The 17,793-nt window shown below is 49.4% G+C and carries 15 protein-coding genes; 10 read left to right on the plus strand and 5 right to left on the minus strand.

Going from position 1 to position 17,793, the window contains the following annotated elements; all coding sequences use genetic code 11:
• The first annotated feature begins 83 nt into the window (after positions 1-83).
• Genes ACVA53_RS18565 through ACVA53_RS18575 form a run of 3 tightly spaced genes read left to right on the plus strand, consistent with a single transcriptional unit; the run spans position 84 to position 4,358 of the window.
• A complete protein-coding gene (locus ACVA53_RS18565) occupies positions 84-1,913 on the plus strand; it encodes an assimilatory sulfite reductase (NADPH) flavoprotein subunit (protein WP_446505895.1) in 1,830 nt (609 codons plus the stop codon).
• On the plus strand, positions 1,913-3,604 hold the full coding sequence (gene cysI / locus ACVA53_RS18570) for an assimilatory sulfite reductase (NADPH) hemoprotein subunit (RefSeq protein ID WP_446505896.1): 1,692 nt from the start codon (positions 1,913-1,915) through the stop codon (positions 3,602-3,604). The genes ACVA53_RS18565 and cysI overlap by 1 nt, the downstream gene beginning before the upstream one ends.
• The gene (locus ACVA53_RS18575; protein ID WP_255044262.1) at positions 3,597-4,358 is read left to right on the plus strand and encodes a phosphoadenylyl-sulfate reductase; all 762 of its coding nucleotides are present in this window, start codon (positions 3,597-3,599) and stop codon (positions 4,356-4,358) included. The genes cysI and ACVA53_RS18575 overlap by 8 nt, the downstream gene beginning before the upstream one ends.
• Before the next feature lie 129 nt (positions 4,359-4,487).
• On the opposite strand, the gene ACVA53_RS18580 is transcribed toward ACVA53_RS18575, so the two are convergent.
• Positions 4,488-4,976: a DUF2780 domain-containing protein gene (locus ACVA53_RS18580; RefSeq protein ID WP_255045144.1), complete on the minus strand. Its 489-nt coding sequence runs from the start codon at positions 4,974-4,976 to the stop codon at positions 4,488-4,490.
• A gap of 210 nt (positions 4,977-5,186) precedes the next feature.
• Entirely contained in the window at positions 5,187-5,807 is a 621-nt protein-coding gene (locus ACVA53_RS18585) for an FKBP-type peptidyl-prolyl cis-trans isomerase (protein ID WP_255045145.1), read from the minus strand.
• A 122-nt stretch (positions 5,808-5,929) separates the two neighbouring features.
• Between ACVA53_RS18585 and ACVA53_RS18590 the strand changes: the two genes are divergently transcribed.
• A complete protein-coding gene (locus ACVA53_RS18590; RefSeq protein WP_446505897.1) occupies positions 5,930-6,643 on the plus strand; it encodes a LysM-like peptidoglycan-binding domain-containing protein in 714 nt (237 codons plus the stop codon).
• Positions 6,644-6,697: 54 nt separating this feature from the next.
• On the opposite strand, the gene ACVA53_RS18595 is transcribed toward ACVA53_RS18590, so the two are convergent.
• The 3 genes from ACVA53_RS18595 to ACVA53_RS18605 form a co-directional block, all read right to left on the minus strand.
• Positions 6,698-7,147, minus strand: a complete 450-nt coding sequence (locus ACVA53_RS18595; RefSeq protein WP_446505898.1) for a GNAT family N-acetyltransferase — start codon at positions 7,145-7,147, stop codon at positions 6,698-6,700.
• Between the two features lie 102 nt (positions 7,148-7,249).
• The gene (locus ACVA53_RS18600) at positions 7,250-7,807 is read right to left on the minus strand and encodes a Crp/Fnr family transcriptional regulator (RefSeq protein ID WP_446505899.1); all 558 of its coding nucleotides are present in this window, start codon (positions 7,805-7,807) and stop codon (positions 7,250-7,252) included.
• Positions 7,808-7,902: 95 nt separating this feature from the next.
• Positions 7,903-9,864: a bifunctional 2',3'-cyclic-nucleotide 2'-phosphodiesterase/3'-nucleotidase gene (locus ACVA53_RS18605; protein ID WP_446505900.1), complete on the minus strand. Its 1,962-nt coding sequence runs from the start codon at positions 9,862-9,864 to the stop codon at positions 7,903-7,905.
• Between the two features lie 410 nt (positions 9,865-10,274).
• On the opposite strand from ACVA53_RS18605, the gene cysG reads away from it, so the two are divergent.
• Genes cysG through cysQ form a run of 6 tightly spaced genes read left to right on the plus strand, consistent with a single transcriptional unit; the run spans position 10,275 to position 17,202 of the window.
• A complete protein-coding gene (gene cysG / locus ACVA53_RS18610; RefSeq protein ID WP_446505901.1) occupies positions 10,275-11,699 on the plus strand; it encodes a siroheme synthase CysG in 1,425 nt (474 codons plus the stop codon).
• Between the two features lie 13 nt (positions 11,700-11,712).
• The gene (gene cysD, locus ACVA53_RS18615; RefSeq protein WP_446505902.1) at positions 11,713-12,621 is read left to right on the plus strand and encodes a sulfate adenylyltransferase subunit CysD; all 909 of its coding nucleotides are present in this window, start codon (positions 11,713-11,715) and stop codon (positions 12,619-12,621) included.
• A 10-nt stretch (positions 12,622-12,631) separates the two neighbouring features.
• A complete protein-coding gene (cysN, locus tag ACVA53_RS18620) occupies positions 12,632-14,062 on the plus strand; it encodes a sulfate adenylyltransferase subunit CysN (protein ID WP_446505903.1) in 1,431 nt (476 codons plus the stop codon).
• Positions 14,063-14,067: 5 nt separating this feature from the next.
• The gene (locus tag ACVA53_RS18625) at positions 14,068-15,795 is read left to right on the plus strand and encodes an SLC13 family permease (protein WP_446505908.1); all 1,728 of its coding nucleotides are present in this window, start codon (positions 14,068-14,070) and stop codon (positions 15,793-15,795) included.
• Positions 15,796-15,819: 24 nt separating this feature from the next.
• Positions 15,820-16,440, plus strand: a complete 621-nt coding sequence (gene cysC / locus ACVA53_RS18630) for an adenylyl-sulfate kinase (protein WP_255045153.1) — start codon at positions 15,820-15,822, stop codon at positions 16,438-16,440.
• A 15-nt stretch (positions 16,441-16,455) separates the two neighbouring features.
• Positions 16,456-17,202 (plus strand): 3'(2'),5'-bisphosphate nucleotidase CysQ, encoded by a 747-nt coding sequence (gene cysQ / locus ACVA53_RS18635; RefSeq protein ID WP_446505904.1) that lies wholly within the window; start codon positions 16,456-16,458, stop codon positions 17,200-17,202.
• Positions 17,203-17,793: the final 591 nt, after the last annotated feature.

A 17,793-nucleotide genomic window follows, 5' to 3' on the forward strand; every position in this document is an offset into this window, starting at 1 on the left:
TAAAACATTCTTATCTATTCTTTCTTGTTATTTCCCTGAGTAGCTAATCTAACCCATACGCAATGTATAGGGATCGTCGTGTCATGTTACTTAAGGAACTTTCAGCTTTGGCCAGCCCGCTCAATGATCAGCAAATAGGTCAATTACAGCAGGCTGCTGCCGAGCTTTCGCCACAACAGTTGGCGTGGATCAGTGGATATTTTTGGGGTCTTAGCCAAACTCAGGTGGCTGGCCAGACTCAGCCTTCTCAGGCCCCCGCATTAGCAACCAGCAATCAACCTGCCGGTAAGCTGACTATTATTTATGCCTCCCAGACCGGGAATGCCAAAGGTGTTGCTGAGCAGCTGAAAGATGAGGCTGACGCCAAGGGCATCAAGGCTGAGGTATTTGCCGCCGGTGACTACAAGGGGAAAAACCTCGCCAAAGAGACCCATGTCATTATTGTGGCCTCCACCCATGGTGAGGGAGAGGCCCCCGATGATGCCATTGAGCTGCATGAATTTCTGCAATCGAAAAAAGCCCCGAAACTACCTAACTTGCAGTACGCGGTGGTTGGCTTGGGTGACTCCAGCTACGAATATTTCTGCCAGACTGCCAAAGACTTTGATGCCTTCCTTGGCAAACTAGGGGCAACAGCATTCCTGCCTCGTCTCGATTGTGACGTCGACTATGAGTCAGAGGCTACGCAGTGGCGTGCCCAGGCTCTGGGTAAGGTTGAGGAAACGTTGAAATCTGAGGTGGTATCCGGTGAAGCGGATGTGGTTCAGTTACCGCTTGGCCAAGCGGCACCAGCGGTATCGGCTTACAACAAGAAGAACCCTTACCCGGCAGTTTTGCTGACCAGCCAGAAAATTACCGGCCGACAGTCAGGCAAAGATGTCCGCCATGTGGAAATTGACTTAGAAGGCTCCGGGCTGATCTACCAGCCGGGAGATGCGCTGGGGGTGTGGTATGACAACGACCCTGCCCTTGCCGAGGCAGTATTAGCCAAAGTGGGGCTGGCTGCTGATGAGCAGGTTGAGGTGGATGGCGAGCCGGTATCACTGAAAGAGGCACTGGTTAAGCATTATGAGATCACACTGTCTAACCCGCAGTTGGTGACCAAATATGCTGAACTCTCGGGCAGTAAAAAGCTGGCCAAGCTGGTCGAGGATAAAGACAAGCTGCGCGAATATGCTGGCAATAGCCAAATTATTGATGTGCTGGGTGAGAAAAAAGCAATCCTGAGTGCCGAGCAGCTGCTTGGTTTACTGCGCCGCCTGACCCCGCGCCTGTATTCGATAGCCTCGAGCCAGGAAGAGGTGGGTGAGGAGGTCCATTTGACAGTAGGGCTAGTGGAATACCAGAAAGGCGAGGAAACCCGTCAGGGTGGCGCCTCTGGTTACCTGGCCCAGCGTCTGGAAGAAGGCGACAGCGTCAGGGTCTTTGTTGAGCCGAATAACCACTTCAAGCTGCCGGAAAACGATGCGACACCTGTGATTATGGTTGGCCCGGGCACTGGCATCGCCCCATTCCGTGCCTTTGTACAGGAGCGTGATAATCGTGAGGCTGATGGCAAGAACTGGCTGTTCTTTGGCGACCGTACCTTTACCGAAGATTTCCTGTATCAGGTGGAATGGCAGAAGTACTTGAAATCAGGTGTTGTGGATAGGATTGATGTGGCATTTAGCCGTGATCAGGCTGAGAAAGTGTATGTCCAGCACCGCTTGCTCGAACATGCGGCTGAAGTGTGGCAATGGCTGCAAGACGGTGCCCATTTTTATGTTTGCGGCGATGCGACTCGTATGGCCAAAGATGTCCACGAGGCTCTGCTTTCGATTGTCGAGCAGCAGGGAAAACTGAGCCGTGAGCAGGCTGAGCAATATTTGAGTGAACTGCGCAAGAGCAAGCGTTATCAAAAGGATGTGTACTAATGAGCGAGCAAAAACTGTCGGATAACGAACGCCTCAAGCGTGAAAGTAACTTCCTGCGTGGCACCATCATCGAGGATTTGAATGATCGGATCACCGGTGGCTTTACCGCTGATAATTTTCAGCTAATCCGTTTTCACGGTATGTACCAGCAAGACGACCGGGATATCCGCGCTGAGCGAGCTAAACAGAAACTGGAGCCGCTACAAAATGTGATGTTGCGAGCTCGGATGCCGGGCGGGGTGATCACCCCCAAGCAGTGGCTGGCGATTGACAAGTTTGCCGAGGAGCATTCTCTGTATGGCAGTATTCGTTTGACCACCCGCCAGACTTTCCAGTTTCATGGTGTGCTCAAGCCGAATATCAAACTGATGCATCAAACCCTGAATCAGATAGGGATTGACTCCATTGCCACCGCTGGCGATGTGAACCGTAATGTGCTGTGTACCACCAACCCGGTGGAGTCTGAGTTGCACCAGCAGGCGTATGAGTGGGCGAAAAAGATCAGTGAACACTTATTGCCGAAAACCCGTGCCTATGCCGAGATTTGGTTGGATGGTGAAAAGCTGGAAACGACAGACGAAGAGCCTATCCTGGGCAGCAATTATCTGCCCAGGAAGTTCAAGACTACCGTGGTGATCCCGCCGCAAAACGATGTCGATGTTCATGCCAATGATCTGAACTTTGTCGCGATTGCCGAGCAGGGCAAGTTGATTGGTTTCAATGTGCTGGTGGGCGGTGGTTTGGCCATGACCCATGGCGATAAGGCAACTTACCCTCGTCAGGCGGATGATTTTGGGTTTATCCCGTTGAAGAAAACCCTCGATGTCGCTGCGGCAGTTGTCACCACCCAGCGCGATTGGGGTAACCGATCTAACCGTAAGAATGCCAAGACCAAATACACGCTGGACAGGGTTGGTGTCGATGTCTTCAAGGCCGAAGTCGAGAAACGGGCGGGGATTGCGTTTGCCCCGAGCCGACCTTATGAATTTACCGAACGCGGCGACAATATTGGTTGGGTCGAAGGGATTGATGGTAAGCATCATTTGACGTTGTTTATTGAAAATGGTCGTTTGTTGGATTATCCGGGTAAGCCTTTGAAAACAGGTGCAGCGGAAATCGCGAAAATCCATAAAGGGGATTTTCGCATGACAGCGAACCAGAATTTGATTGTCGCTGGCGTTCCTGCGGCAGATAAACTTAAGATCGAAAAGATCGCCCGTGATCATGGCCTGATCGATGATGGCGTTTCCGAGCAGCGGAAAAATGCCATGGCGTGTGTCTCGCTGCCCACCTGCCCGCTGGCAATGGCTGAGGCGGAGCGTTTTCTGCCGGAGTTTGTGACTGACATCGAACAGTTGTTGGCTAAGTACGGCCTGCCCGAAGATGACAACATCATCTTGCGGGTGACCGGTTGCCCGAATGGTTGTGGACGGGCGATGCTGGCTGAAATCGGCTTGGTGGGTAAGGCGCCTGGGCGGTATAACCTGCACCTTGGTGGTAACCGTAATGGTACCCGGATCCCGAAAATGTACCGTGAAAACATTACAGTCGAACAAATTCTTACCGAGATAGATAGCCTAGTGGGTCGTTGGGCCAAAGAAAGGGAAGCCGGGGAAGATTTTGGCGATTTCACTATCCGTACCGGGATTATTGAGCCGGTTCTGATTTCAAAGAGAGACTTTTATGCCTGATAGCCAATATGCCTCGTTGCTGCAAGCCAGCAAGGTGGAGCAGATTCTGAAATTGGCAGAGGTCAATGCCAAGCTTGAAGTGATGAGCGCAGAACAACGAATTCGTTGGGCCCTGGACAATTTGCCCGGGCAGTTTGGTTTGGCGTCGAGCTTTGGCATTCAATCTGCCGTGATGCTGCATCTGGTCACGCGGATTAAGCCTGATATCCCTGTGATTCTGACTGATACCGGTTACCTCTTTCCGGAAACGTACCAGTTTGTCGATGAGTTGACTGATCGTCTGGGCTTGAATTTGCACATTTACCGTGCTGAATTGAGTCCTAATTGGCAGGAGGCGCGATTTGGCAAGCTTTGGGAGCAGGGCCTTGATGGGATCAAGCAATATAACCGACTGAACAAAGTCGAGCCGATGCGCCGCGCCTTGGATGAGCTTGGAGTTTCGACATGGTTCTCCGGCTTGCGCCGTGAACAGTCACAAAGCCGGGCGACCTTGCCGGTGCTGGCGGTGCAAAATGGCCTGTTCAAGTTCCTGCCGCTGATTGATTGGAGTGACCGGGACATTGAGCAGTATCTGGCCCTGTATCAACTTCCTTATCACCCACTTAAAGACGAGGGGTACCTTTCTATCGGGGATACCCATACCAGCCAAAAGTGGCAGCCGGGTATGAAGGAAGAGGAAACTCGTTTCTTTGGCCTCAAGCGTGAATGTGGCTTGCATGAAGATGATGCCGAAGCGGATGGTTCCGGTATCTAGTCGGATCTGCTTGTCTAAATAGCGGAATGAAAAAGCCTTACCCATTGCTGGGTAAGGCTTTTTTACATCATGCTGACAGAAAGGTAGGGCTTGCGCGGTATCTTTGCGCGCGTTTTTATCCGTAACTAGTTATCCTGCGGCTTGCCAGATGCTGCCGAGGTTATCCATCAGGGACGAACTGGCTCCCTGATCGCCCACAAACTGCATCACGACCGGTATGAACTGGCTTACCATGCTGGGATCCATACCGAGTGCACTGAAGATCTGGTTGATGGTATCCATATTGCCTAGCAACGCACTGGTGCCGGGAGGCAGACTGCCGGTCAGGGAGTCCAGCCCGGGGATCATCTGGGTTAGTTCGGTTGCTTGCTCACCACCAAGCTGGCTAGCGGCAATGGAAAGCAAGGCGCCAGCTCCGCCTGCGGCTTGCTCTGTCGAGACATCTAGCTGGCTGCTGAGTAAATCGGTAAGTGGGTTGCTAAGGGTGGATGCCGCTTCTTCGTCATCACCGCCGAATAAGTCAGAAAGGCTGAAGGCGTGGCTGGTGGCAGGTAATAGCAAGCAGCCAACAAGCAGCAGTAGCCAAGTTTTGGCTCGGGTTCGGGTCAATAGGTACATCTTTCGCAATCCTCCATGTAGGCGTCGACTATTGGGTTTCTTATTAAAGATTAGTCAGGAATGCGGCTTAGATACCAAATTCTATGGCAAAAAATGAATTAAAAGATAAAAAGGGACAAAATTTGGGTAGGATAATACGGGAAGGTGGTGATATTAGGCCAATAAAAAACGGTGCCAGAAGCACCGTTTTTGTCAGTAATCGCTGGGCGATTAAAGGATGTCTAGTAGTTCTACTTCGAATACTAGAGCTGCATATGGAGGGATCGCAGCACCTGCGCCGCGCTCACCGTATGCAAGGTCTTGTGGGATGTATAGCTTCCACTTAGAGCCAACAGGCATCATTTGTAGAGCTTCAACCCAACCAGCGATTACGCCAGTTACTGGGAATTCAGCAGGCTGACCGCGAGATACGGAGCTGTCGAAAACAGTACCGTCTGTTAGTTCGCCGTGGTAGTGAACGCGTACTTGCTTGTCTGAAGTCGGGATTTCACCGTTACCTTCAACAAGAACTTCGTACTGAAGACCAGATTCAGTTACTGTAACTTCTGAGCGTAGTGCGTTATCTTTTAGGAACGCTTCGCCATCAGCGGCTGCAGCTTTAGCTTGCTCTTGACGAACAGTTTCTGCACGAGTGTGTAGATCACGTAGTGCGTTGTTGATGTCGTCGACTTCGATTTCTGGCATATCACCAGTTAGAGAAGTAGCGATACCTTTGGCGATAGCAGCAACATTCAGGCCTTCTAGACCACTTTGTGCTAGTTGCTGGCCCATTTGAAGACCGATACCGTAGCTTGCTTTAGTTTCAACTGTATCTAGTTTTACGTCAGACATGGTGTCATCTCTTTAGTAGAATAAATAAAGCAGGCAGGATAACAGTTTCTCCCCCTAGGGGTAAACCATTGTAATAAGCTGTCGATGGATAGCGTGAATCAGATAGCGCTGGAGTGGAGTGTATGGGACAGGCCAAACGCCGTTCGAATAAAAAGAGTGAATTTACGTGGCCTCGTATCACCTTTGATAAGGAGGCGTTCAAACAGGGAGGGGTGGCTATTTGTGCCAAGCTTGCACCGCTGAAAAGCAAGTGGCAGCTGTTACCTAAACTGCATCGCCGTGCCTTGGCGGTATTGGTTCCGGTTACGGCTGTCTTATTGATCATGCCTGTAGGAAAGCAAACAGTGCAGGTTGAGTCATCCGAGCCTGTTCGACGTGAGTTGTCACTGAACTTGGAGAGCCAGCAACCACAAAGTGTGGCGGTAGGGGATAGGGAAGAGCCGGTATCGCCGCCTCGTCCTTCCCGTATCAGGCCATTAGATCCGGTTGAGAGTCAGCCTGTTGCCTCCAAGCCTGCAACCAAGCAGCCAGAAAAAACGGTGAAAGCGGCGTTATCTCAGTCAGCAAGTGCTGATTGGCAGCGCTATCAGGTAAAAAGTGGCGAGACCCTCGCCAATATATTTCGCCAGCATAACCTGCCGCTCAATGATCTCTATGCGGTGGCTGCGATTGAAGGCGATGACAAACCACTGAGCCGAATCAAGGCTGGCCAATGGTTACGTTACCGCCAGACTGCGCAGGGTGGTTTGGACGCTCTGCAAATTGAACGTCGTAACAGCGAGCCGGTATTGTTTTTCCGCCGCTCCGATGGCAGTTTTGTTCGCCGTACCCAGTAGCGCATTATTTGCGCCTAGATAGAAACAAATAAAAAAGCCACCTCTGTGGCTTTTTTATTTGGTGATCCGCATATCGATATGAGGGATGCCATCCTCAAGGTATTCAGCAGAGAACGCCTCGAAACCATAGCGCTGGTAATAATGTTGTAAGTGCGACTGAGCGCCAATCTCAATGGTTTTCCCTGGCCACAGTTGTTCGGCCATCGCCAGCCCTTGCTCAAGCAGCGGATAACCTACCCCTTTGCCACGTATAGTTGGCGATGTCACAACCCGACCAATGCTGACGCCATCATAGGTCGTACCTTCAGGCAATAGGCGCAAGTAGGCAATCAATGTCTCTGCTTGATAGCCGAGTAAATGGTAAGTTCCGGGGTTTTTGTCATGGTCATCTAAGTCCGGGTACGCACAAATCTGTTCAACCACAAAGACATCGCTACGCAGCTTGAGTAAGTCATAAAGCTGGTGTGTGGTTAGTTGGTCAAAGCGAAGGCATTGCCATTGCATTACATTCTCCTGGTGGTTGATGTGGTTCATAGGCCCATCAGGATAAATGAACCCTATAGGCTTGGCATTAACTTAAGGTAAGTTGAGCTGTTATTTTTGCTGTTATTCACAGCTTCGGATCCGTCTCAGGCTGGTGGGGGTAATGCCAAGGTAAGAGGCAACTTGGTAATCGGCAAGTTGTGCCTGAAGAACAGGGAAGTGATCACAAAACAAGATGTATCTCTCTTCCGGGGAGTGGATGAGCATAAAGCGCTCTTTGTGCTCCTTAAACAGTAGTTGGCGCTCCAGCAAGGCCATATAGAGGCGAGGGCTGGTCGTTTTCCATTGTTTGATAAGCGTAAGGGGCAGTGCCAGTAACTGGCTAGCTGATAAGGTCTCCAGTAAATACTCGGAAGGTCGGCCAGTCAGTAGGCTTTCAAAGCCGATGATGAGCTCTTGTTCCCAGTAAAACTCCTTGCTGAAGTGACGGCCTTCAGGCGTTAGGTAACTGGCATGGCAAATACCTTCAGCCAGAAAATAAGCACAGTCAGGTTGCGCGCCTTGGTTGAGCAGGATATGGCGGGTCGGAAGTTCCATCGGCTCTGCTGCCGCATTGGCTTGCTGGAGGGTCTCTTCATCGGCGCCATGGTTCTGGAGATACTGGGTCAGGGCTGTTTTCATCTTGTGCTCGCAGGGATCAGATAACGCTATATCATACCAAAAAAAATACCGCAGCCGAGGCTGCGGTATTTTCATAGGCGATTCGTTCTTCTGACTTATTTTTGCAGGTCGATTCGGTAAACCGCAAAGCCGATTTCATCTTTACCGGCTTTTTCCATTGGGTATTGTGCTTTGTCTTTGATGAAGCTGGCAGCTTTGTCGCTCGGTGAGGTTTCGAAAGTGACGTTTAGCTCTTTCTCGCTCATCAGCGGGGCAAAACGCCAGTTGTTGTCGGCGCTTGGTGTTACTTCACCTTGCTCTTTGCTTACACGGGTAATGTAATCCGCGACAACAGTGCGGTTTTCATCTGGCGAAGCGAATGCAATGTACTCTTCACCGGTACCGGCAAACTTACCGCTGTATGCGCGGTAGTTGTTGGTGGCGATGATAAATGGCTGGGCTGGGTCAACAGGCTTGCCATTGAAGGTCAAACCTTGAATACGTTCTGATTTGTCGTTGATCAGCTTACAGTCGCCATCGTAACGGGCTGGCTGGGAAACATCGATGGTGTAGTTGACGCCGTCGATAACATCGAAGTTATAGGTGCGGAAACCATCCCAATTGATCAGGCCTTGCTGCTTGGTGCTGTTCAGGTCTATTTGGTTGAACTGGCCTGCAGAGCATTCCAGCCATTCTTTTACTTCTTTACCCGTAACTTTCAGTGCCACTAGGGTATTTGGGTACAGGTAGAGATCAGCTGCGTTACGGAAGGTTAGCTGTCCAGATTCCACTTCGGTAAAGTTTGTTGGATCGTTACCACGGCCGCCGGCCTTGAATGGAGCCGCTGCAGACAATACTGGAATACCGTCTAGATCCGGATCGCCTTGGATAAAGCGTTCAACGTAATCCTGCTGGGCAAGGCTGACGATCTGTACCGTTGGATCGTCTTGTACCAGAGCTAGGAAGCTGTACATGACATCGTTGGCTTTGCCGATAGGCTGGTTAACAAATTCGCGGGTGCCATCGTGTTCAGCTTTAATGGCCTCGACCATTTTCTCGTCAGCTTCAACAATCGCTTCGCCTTTGATCTTATCGAAGATTGGGCGGGCCTCTGTCTGAGCGCTGGTTACCGTCCAGCTATCGTCTTTCTGCTTCAAAACCAAATCAATCACACCGAGGTGATCACCCCAGCGGCCTGGCATGACGGCAGGAATACCATTAATGGTGCCTTTCTCCACATCGGTATTTGGCAGGCTAGCGAATGCTGTGCTTGGGAAAACAGCATGTGAGTGACCAAAGGCAATCGCATCGATACCTTCCACTTCAGTGAGGTAATACACCGAATTTTCAGCCATGACTTTGTAAGGGTCTGTCGACACGCCCGAGTGCGGGATTGCGACAATGATATCAGCACCCTCTGCTTTCATCTGAGGGACGAACTTTTCAGCAGACTGTTTGATATCTTCAGCCTTGACCTTGCCTTCTAGGTGGCGCTTGTCCCACACCAAGATTTGCGGTGGCACAAAGCCGATGTAGCCGATCTTCACTTCGTGCTCGGCACCATCAGTGTCCTTGAATGTGTGAGACTTGATCACATAAGGTGTAAATAGGTTTTTACCTGTTTTCAGGTCGTAGACGTTGGCATTGACATAAGGGAAGTTCGCCCCTGCAATTGCTTTGTCCAAGAAGTCTAAGCCGTAGTTGAACTCGTGGTTACCGATGTTACCCACTTCATAGTTCAGTTGGTTCATCGCTTTGTAAACGGGGTGGATATCACCCTGGTTTAGGCCCTTAGCCGCCATGTAATCGCCCATAGGGCTACCTTGGATCAAATCCCCGTTATCAACCAAAACACTGTTGGTTACCTCAGACTGGGCTTGCTTTACCAATGTTGCTGTACGGACGAGGCCTGTTTTTTTAGTCGGCTTGTCTTTGTAGTAGTCATAGTCCATGACATTGGTATGGATATCCGTTGTTTCCAGGATGCGAAGCTTGATGGTGTCTGCTGTAGCCGGTCCTGCCATAGCCAGCATGCCACCCAAAATCGCAACCGATAAGGGTTTGGCTGATAACTTCATAATTTTCTCCGTGAGTTCGGTATAGGAAAGCGTGCATAAGGTAACAAAAACGCTTCCTAAATTGCGTAAGAGAATAGCTTTTATGTGTGATTAATCGCGTTTTTCTGCGTATTTTCTCGAGTTGTTGGAATAGGTTGGATCAGAAAACAACATTTTGGCTACGCATAAGCCTAGGCCAAAAAGTCATAGCTTATGAGGAAATAGCCTATATCACAGTGATGGAGCATCCCTTTCCCGACAATTACAGGGTTTTGCCCAAATAAGCTGATTTATCTCTGTTTTTATCGAGCAAGCGAGAGATATATCTTGGGGCGAACTTTTTGGAATAAAAAATGAAATTTAAGAATTTCAGGTAATAAATCACCGCAACTATAGTGCTTCTATCAACGGATTCTCAGGGGCACTCTCATATGGACTATCTGCCAATTTTTGCTGATTTAAAGCGCCGACCGTGCTTGGTTGTCGGGGGCAATGATATTGCTTGGCGCAAGGCGAAGATGTTGTTAAAGGCAGGGGCCGACGTAAAAGTCATCAGCCCGGAGCTGTCTCCTCTTTTCCAGCAAGCGGTCGATAACGGCCAGTTAACTTACCAGGACGAGGAATTCTCGCCACATCACCTTGATGGCATTTTCCTCGCGATTGCCGCTACTGAGCGCAAGGCGTTAAACGCTCTTGTTTACCAATCAGCCAACCAGCGGCAGGTGTTGGTCAATGTGGTGGATGATACTCAGCGCTGCAGTTTTATCGTCCCATCGGTTGTCGACCGTTCACCCATTATCGTCGCCGTTTCGTCATCGGGCCAAGCGCCGGTACTGGCAAGATTAATACGTGAAAAGCTCGAGGCATTACTGCCACAACACCTCGGCCTAATGGCTACGATCGCGGGACGTTTTCGTTCTCGCTTGGCCAAGACGGTCACATCATTCTCGGCCCGTCGCCGTTTCTGGGAGCAAGCTTTCAATGGGCGTTTTTCCTCATTGGTAGCTGCTGGACAGATTGAATCGGCCGAGTATGAACTGGATCAATTGAGTCAAGGGCAAAGCTTTGGTGGCGAAGTCGCTCTTATTGGTGCTGGTCCCGGGGAGGCTGGGCTACTGACTCTCAGGGCGTTGCAATTATTGCAACAGGCCGATGTGGTGCTGTTCGATTACTTGGTATCGGATGAGGTGATGGACTTAGTCCGTCGTGATGCCGAGCGGGTGTGTGTCGGTAAGAAAGCGGGCTTTCACAGCGTGCCTCAAGGGGAGACCAACCGCTTGCTGGTGAAATATGCTGCCAAAGGTAAGCGTGTTGTTCGCCTAAAAGGAGGTGATCCCTTTGTCTTCGGCCGCGGTGGTGAAGAGTTGGAGGTCTTATTTGATCACAATATTCCGTTTGAGGTGGTACCGGGGATCACTGCAGCGGCGGGGGCAACGGCGTATGCTGGCATTCCATTGACCCATAGGGATCATGCCCAAACGGCGATGTTCGTCACAGGGCACCTAAAAGCCGGTAGTGATCAGCTCGACTGGCAAACCTTGGCCAGGGGCAATCAGACTTTGGTCATCTATATGGGACTGATGAACTCCTCAGATATCCAGCAGCAGCTGATTCAGCATGGCCGCGAGGGTACCACTCCGGTTGCGATCATTGAGCGTGGTACTCAGCCAACCCAGAAGGTTTACAAAGGCCAACTCAAAGAGTTGGGAGAGTTAGCTCAACAGGCGGCTTCCCCGTCACTGATCGTGGTGGGTGAAGTGGTCAATTTATCAGAAAAATTACATTGGTTTGGAAAGCAACCACAGCCGGATTATCCCAATGCGGATGAACAAGGTGCTGTGGTGAAACTGGCTTAGCATGGAGAGAGTAATGGACCCGAAAAGATTCACCCATTTACAGCAACTGGAAGCGGAGAGTATTCATATTATTCGCGAGGTTGCCGCCGAGTTTGATAACCCAGTCATGATGTACTCCATCGGTAAGGACTCCTCGGTCATGCTACATCTTGCCCGTAAGGCCTTTTACCCGGGGAAGATCCCGTTTCCGCTTTTGCATGTCGATACCGATTGGAAGTTCCGTGAAATGATCGAGTTTCGTGATCGGGCTGCCGAGAAATACGGCTTTGACCTGCTGGTACACAAAAACCCTGAAGGGTTGGCAATGGGGGTGGGCCCTTTCACCCATGGCTCATCTAAGCATACCGATATCATGAAAACCCAAGGTCTCAAGCAAGCGCTGAATAAATACGGGTTTGATGCCGCGTTTGGTGGCGCGAGACGTGATGAGGAAAAGTCTCGTGCTAAAGAGCGGGTTTACTCATTCCGTGACAAGAACCATACCTGGGATCCGAAGAACCAAAGACCGGAGCTATGGAAGACCTACAACGGCCAGATAAACAAAGGTGAAAGCATACGTGTATTCCCGCTATCTAACTGGACTGAATTGGATATCTGGCAATATATCTACCTCGAAGGTATCGAGATTGTGCCTTTATATCTGTCGGCCGTGCGACCGGTTGTTGAGCGTGATGGCATGTTGATCATGGTTGATGATGACCGAATGAAACTTCAACCCGGTGAACAGATAGAACAAAAGAGTGTGCGGTTCAGAACCTTGGGCTGTTACCCACTGACGGGAGCGATTGAATCAGAGGCCGATACGCTCACCGGCATTATTGAAGAAATGCTGGTGGCCACCTCCAGTGAACGACAAGGTCGGGCGATTGATCATGATCAGTCCGGCTCGATGGAGCTCAAAAAACGTCAGGGATACTTCTAAGGAGAGAGTAATGAATAGTGCAATTGAACAACAAGTGGCCGAGCTGGGTATTGAAGCCTATCTCGACCAGCATCAACACAAATCTCTACTGCGTTTTCTGACGTGCGGGTCGGTAGATGATGGCAAGAGTACCTTAATTGGTCGCCTGCTCCATGACTCGCAGCAGATTTATGAAGATCAATTGGCTGCCATTCATGCCGATAGCCAGAAGGTCGGGACGACCGGTGATAAGCCAGACTTGGCACTGTTGGTTGATGGCCTTCAGGCCGAGCGGGAGCAGGGGATCACAATTGATGTCGCTTATCGTTATTTCTCGACCAAAAAGCGTAAGTTCATTATTGCCGATACACCTGGACACGAGCAGTATACCCGCAACATGGCGACCGGAGCCTCAACCTGTGATGTGGCCGTTATCTTGATTGATGCCCGTAAAGGGGTATTGGATCAGACTCGCCGCCACTCCTACATTGCCAGCCTGCTGGGGATCCGCCATTTCATCGTGGCTATCAACAAAATGGATCTGGTGGGCTTTGAACAGTCACGTTTTGAATCTATCCGTGATGAGTACCTTGCGTTTGCCGAGCAGCTCAATCCACAGCTGGACATCAAGCTGGTACCGCTATCCGCTCTGGAAGGGGACAATGTCGTTGACCTCAGCGATGAGACTCCTTGGTATGATGGTGAATCGTTGCTAGCGATGCTGGAATCGGTAGATATCAATGTTGACCGCCAAGCGGGAGATTTCCGTCTGCCGGTCCAGTATGTGAATCGACCTAATTTAGATTTCCGTGGCTTTGCTGGCACTGTCGCATCGGGCACGATCAACGTAGGTGATGCCATTAAGGTGCTTCCATCGGGTAAGCAGTCTCATGTTGAGCGTATTGTGACTTTTGACGGTGATTTGCCTGCTGCCTTTGCGGGCCAAGCTGTAACGCTGACATTGGCCGATGAAATTGATATTAGCCGTGGTGATACCTTGGCTGCTGCCAATAACGAGGTCCCATTAGGCAACCGAGTGCTCGCTGACATTGTGTGGATGGCAGAAGCACCGCTTGAAGTGGGACGGCAATACGATATTAAAGTGGCCGGTAAAAAGACGGTGGGGAGCATTTCAGCTATTCGTCATCAGGTGGACATCAACAATCTTGGCACATTTGAGACTGACAGCCTGCCACTGAACGGTATTGGTTTATGTGAAGTGACCCTGACAGAGTCAATTGCCGTTGATCCCTACCTTAATAGTTCAGATACCGGTGGCTTCATTGTGATAGACCGCCTAACCAATGTCACCGTTGGTGCTGGAATGGTTAGAGAGGCACTTGCCATAGAGCAAACCCTCACCTCAACTTCGGTATCTGCGTTTGAAGTGGAGCTCAACGCTCTGATCCGTAAACACTTCCCTGATTGGCAGGCGAAGGACATCAGTAAGTTGTTGGGATAATGATGATGCAATGGGAACAAGGAATGGTTCTCGCCATGTTGATGGTGATTGTAACCTGCCTGCTAACAACAAGGATCAAGCCTGCATATTTGTTTGCGGGAGCGGCCTTCGTTGGCTTTCAGGCCGGGATGATTGATCTGCCTACGCTGGCAGGCAATTTTACCAATTCATCACTATTGACTTTGGTGTTGCTGATCCTTGTTTCTATTGGATTGGAAAAAACCCGATTGATCAGCTGGGTCGGTAAACAAATATCAAGTGGAGGACAATCGACGGTTGTAGCAAAGTTAGGACTATCTACCGCCTTTCTTTCCTCCTTTACCAATAATACCGCAGTTGTGGTGTCTTTAATTGGGGCGATTAAGCGTAATCAGCGCCATGCACCATCGCGTTTGTTGCTCCCCTTATCCTATACCGCCATTTTAGGTGGGACACTGACCTTGATCGGTACCTCGACGAATTTGATCATCAATAGTTTTGTCGAAGATGCCGGATTGCCCAGTTTAGGATTTTTTGCGCCAACGACGATTGGCCTGGCGGTGTTGGCTGTTGGCTTGCTGATTTTGATCCCGTTGAGTTATCTGCTTCCTATCTATGATGAGAATTCACAGGACGATCTGCCTTATTTCTTGGAGGCGAAAGTTATCGGGGGCTCTCCTTTAGTCGGTAAAAGTGTTGCCGAAAATGGTTTGAGAGCGCTAAGACGGTTGTTCCTAGCGGAGGTCATTCGAGATGGTCAAACATTAGCGCCGGTCTGTCCTGACACGCAGCTTAAGGCGGGTGATATCTTGCTCTTTTGTGGTGATGTGGAGAGTGTTACGACACTGCAGGAAATCAACGGGCTCCAGTTGTTCGGTCAGCATCATCTTAATGGCCAGTCCATGCTTGAAGTTATTGTCAGTCATTCAGCTGGAATCCGTGGCAAGACCTTAAAGAGTGTCCAGTTCCGAGAGCGGTTCGATGCGGTTGTTGTGGCTATTCGTCGCGGCCATGAACGGTTAGCTGGTGGGCTAGGTAACATTGAACTGCATGCTGGCGATACCTTAGTGGTGGTACCGGGGAAAAACTTCAACAGTAAAAAGCAACAGCTTAATCGTGAATTTGTTCTCGTGAACGGGTTGGACTCGAGTGCCAGGCTGGATAGCCAGAAAAGTACGATGGTTCTCTTTGGTTTCATGCTGGTTATCGCGGCGGCATTATTGGATGCCTTGCCCATTATCAAAGGATTGGCTGGTTACTTAGTATTGTTGATTGCCTTCGGAGTGGTCTCGTTTGCCGAACTTAGACGACGGTTTCCTATTGATATTGTGGTGATTGTCGGCTCGGCCTTGTCACTCGCTCAATTGATGTTATCGAGCGGGCTCTCTGAACGAATGGGAGATATGCTGATGACCGGGTTTGCAGGGGGGGGGATGTACGGTGCTTTAGTTGCTGTGTATCTACTTACCTTAGTATTAACGGAGCTTGTGACCAATAACGCGGCAGCTGCATTGACATTCCCCATTGCTTACAGTCTATCGCTGAGTTATGGCGTTGATCCTATGCCTTTCATCATGGCGATTTTATTTGGTGCAAGTGCCAGTTTTATTTCTCCTTATGGTTATCAAACTAACTTGTTGGTCTATAGCGTGGGGAATTACAAGCTGAAAGACTACTTACGTGTTGGGTTGCCTATTTCACTGGTGTATTCGGTCGTCGTACTGGCCTTGATACCTCGACTTTTTCCTTTTTAATGATAAACGTATATGGAGTCAGTTATGACGTCGGTTTTTCGTTCGACAAACAATGACAACATTGTTTGGCATACTCACCAAATCGATAAAGCCTTCCGGGCCGATCAGAAAAAACAACAACCATGTGTACTGTGGTTTACAGGGCTAAGTGGGGCGGGTAAATCGACGGTTGCCGGGGCATTGGAGCACCGCTTGGCAGGAATGGGTTATCACACCTATTTATTAGATGGCGATAACGTTCGACATGGGTTGTGCCAAGATCTTGGATTTTCCGCGGAAGACCGCCGGGAAAATATTCGTCGAATTGGCGAAGTGGCAAAGCTTATGGCCGATGCGGGGTTGATTGTATTAAGTGCATTTATCTCTCCCCACCGCCACGAACGTCAGTTAGTGCGTGACATGCTTCCTTCTGGAGAGTTTCTGGAAGTGTTCGTAGACACACCGCTGGATGAATGTGAAAGGCGAGACCCGAAAGGCTTATATAAAAAAGCGCGTGCAGGTGAGATCAAACAGTTTACTGGCATTGATTCAGAGTATGAGCAGCCATTAGGCGCTGAGGTTCATTTATCAGCGGGTCATGATGATGTGCAGCGATTAGTTGATCAATGTGTCGATGTACTGAGAGATCGAAAAATTATTGAATAACGAAAGGAGTGATGTGTGGGAAACCAGCTTGAGTCACTGTACCAAATTGCATTGGAAGCCGGTGAGGCCATTATGTCGCTTTACCACTCTCATATTGAGGTGTCAGAAAAAGAGGACCGCAGCCCAGTTACCGCGGCCGACTTAGCTGCAAATGCAATTATTTTAAAAAGGTTGGCAGCATTAACACCCGATATCCCCATTGTTTCTGAAGAGTCAGCACATATCCCTTGGTCGGAGAGAAAAAACTGGCAGCGATTTTGGTTAGTTGACCCTTTAGATGGCACGAAAGAGTACCTCCGTAAGAATGGTGAGTTCACCGTTAATATTGCGTTGATAGAAGATGGGCAACCGGTCATGGCTGTTGTTCATGCTCCTGCCCTTGGTCAGACGTGGCTAGGTAATGGCTGTCAAGCTTGGCTCGTTAGTAATAATCAGCGAGAAAAAATCAAAGTAAAACCTGCCAGTTCGCCGGTTGTGGTCGGGAGCCGTTCTCATCCTAGCCCGAAGATGGAAGAGTTCTTAGCGCAGCTTTCTACATACCAATTAGTCGCGGTGGGCTCGTCATTGAAGTTTTGCTTAGTCGCTGAAGGGCGAGCTCAATATTACCCGAGGCTTGGTCCTACAATGATGTGGGATACTGCAGCAGGTCAATGTATTGCTGAAAGTGCAGGAGCTATTGTTAAAAGTCTTGATGATACTCCACTGCGTTATGACCGTGAAAATCTGCTAAACCCTTCTTTTATTGTTAGCCTACCGAGCTAGATCTCTTTATAGGGCTAATATGCCCTCTTTTTTAAAGGTTCTACCACACAGAGAGTAGTTATTGTCTACGCTTAACGTTGCGCTTCAATAACAATGGGTACTTGAAGCGTTGCTTTGGCCGTTTTTTGTGTTTTTTCCCCGTTTACGTTTCTTTTGTCATCAATTGGCAAAAAAAGTCAAAAAAACCATTGCTAATACTTTAGGTGTCCCTATAATGCCGCCTCACCAACGGGATGACGGCTTATTAGTAAGCTATTCACAAATTGTGGATAACTTGTTGGTGATTGGCCTGCTAAGTTTTGTTGCCATTTTTGAGCTTGACTCTGAAGTGTAAATGATTAGAATTGCCGGCCTTGCTTGTTAAAAGTGATGAGTTCTTTAAAATAAGAATGTATCTATTAACAAGCCTTGTCAGTAAAGAGTTTCGAAAAATGTTTTTTGAAATTAGTTGTTGACATCGAGGTTAGCGCTGGTAAGATACGCAGCCTCAACCGACACACAGTGTCGAGTTAACGTTCTTTAACAATTTGACCATGCAATCTGTGTGGGCACTCGTGAAATGATAGTCAACAAAAGAATTATCAATGAAAC

This window comes from Photobacterium sp. DNB23_23_1 (assembly GCF_052873815.1).

Excerpts from the sequence above, each read along its gene's own strand:
- ACVA53_RS18625 (WP_446505908.1), top strand. The coding sequence starts at position 14,068 with ATGCAATGGGAACAAGGAATGGTTCTCGCCATGTTGATGGTGATTGTA.
- cysG (WP_446505901.1), top strand. The coding sequence starts at position 10,275 with ATGGACTATCTGCCAATTTTTGCTGATTTAAAGCGCCGACCGTGCTTG.
- cysN (WP_446505903.1), top strand. The coding sequence starts at position 12,632 with ATGAATAGTGCAATTGAACAACAAGTGGCCGAGCTGGGTATTGAAGCC.
- ACVA53_RS18595 (WP_446505898.1), bottom strand. The coding sequence starts at position 7,147 with ATGCAATGGCAATGCCTTCGCTTTGACCAACTAACCACACACCAGCTT.
- ACVA53_RS18600 (WP_446505899.1), bottom strand. The coding sequence starts at position 7,807 with ATGAAAACAGCCCTGACCCAGTATCTCCAGAACCATGGCGCCGATGAA.
- ACVA53_RS18565 (WP_446505895.1), top strand. The coding sequence starts at position 84 with ATGTTACTTAAGGAACTTTCAGCTTTGGCCAGCCCGCTCAATGATCAG.
- ACVA53_RS18590 (WP_446505897.1), top strand. The coding sequence starts at position 5,930 with ATGGGACAGGCCAAACGCCGTTCGAATAAAAAGAGTGAATTTACGTGG.
- ACVA53_RS18580 (WP_255045144.1), bottom strand. The coding sequence starts at position 4,976 with ATGTACCTATTGACCCGAACCCGAGCCAAAACTTGGCTACTGCTGCTT.
- ACVA53_RS18605 (WP_446505900.1), bottom strand. The coding sequence starts at position 9,864 with ATGAAGTTATCAGCCAAACCCTTATCGGTTGCGATTTTGGGTGGCATG.
- ACVA53_RS18575 (WP_255044262.1), top strand. The coding sequence starts at position 3,597 with ATGCCTGATAGCCAATATGCCTCGTTGCTGCAAGCCAGCAAGGTGGAG.
- ACVA53_RS18585 (WP_255045145.1), bottom strand. The coding sequence starts at position 5,807 with ATGTCTGACGTAAAACTAGATACAGTTGAAACTAAAGCAAGCTACGGT.
- cysD (WP_446505902.1), top strand. The coding sequence starts at position 11,713 with ATGGACCCGAAAAGATTCACCCATTTACAGCAACTGGAAGCGGAGAGT.
- cysC (WP_255045153.1), top strand. The coding sequence starts at position 15,820 with ATGACGTCGGTTTTTCGTTCGACAAACAATGACAACATTGTTTGGCAT.
- cysI (WP_446505896.1), top strand. The coding sequence starts at position 1,913 with ATGAGCGAGCAAAAACTGTCGGATAACGAACGCCTCAAGCGTGAAAGT.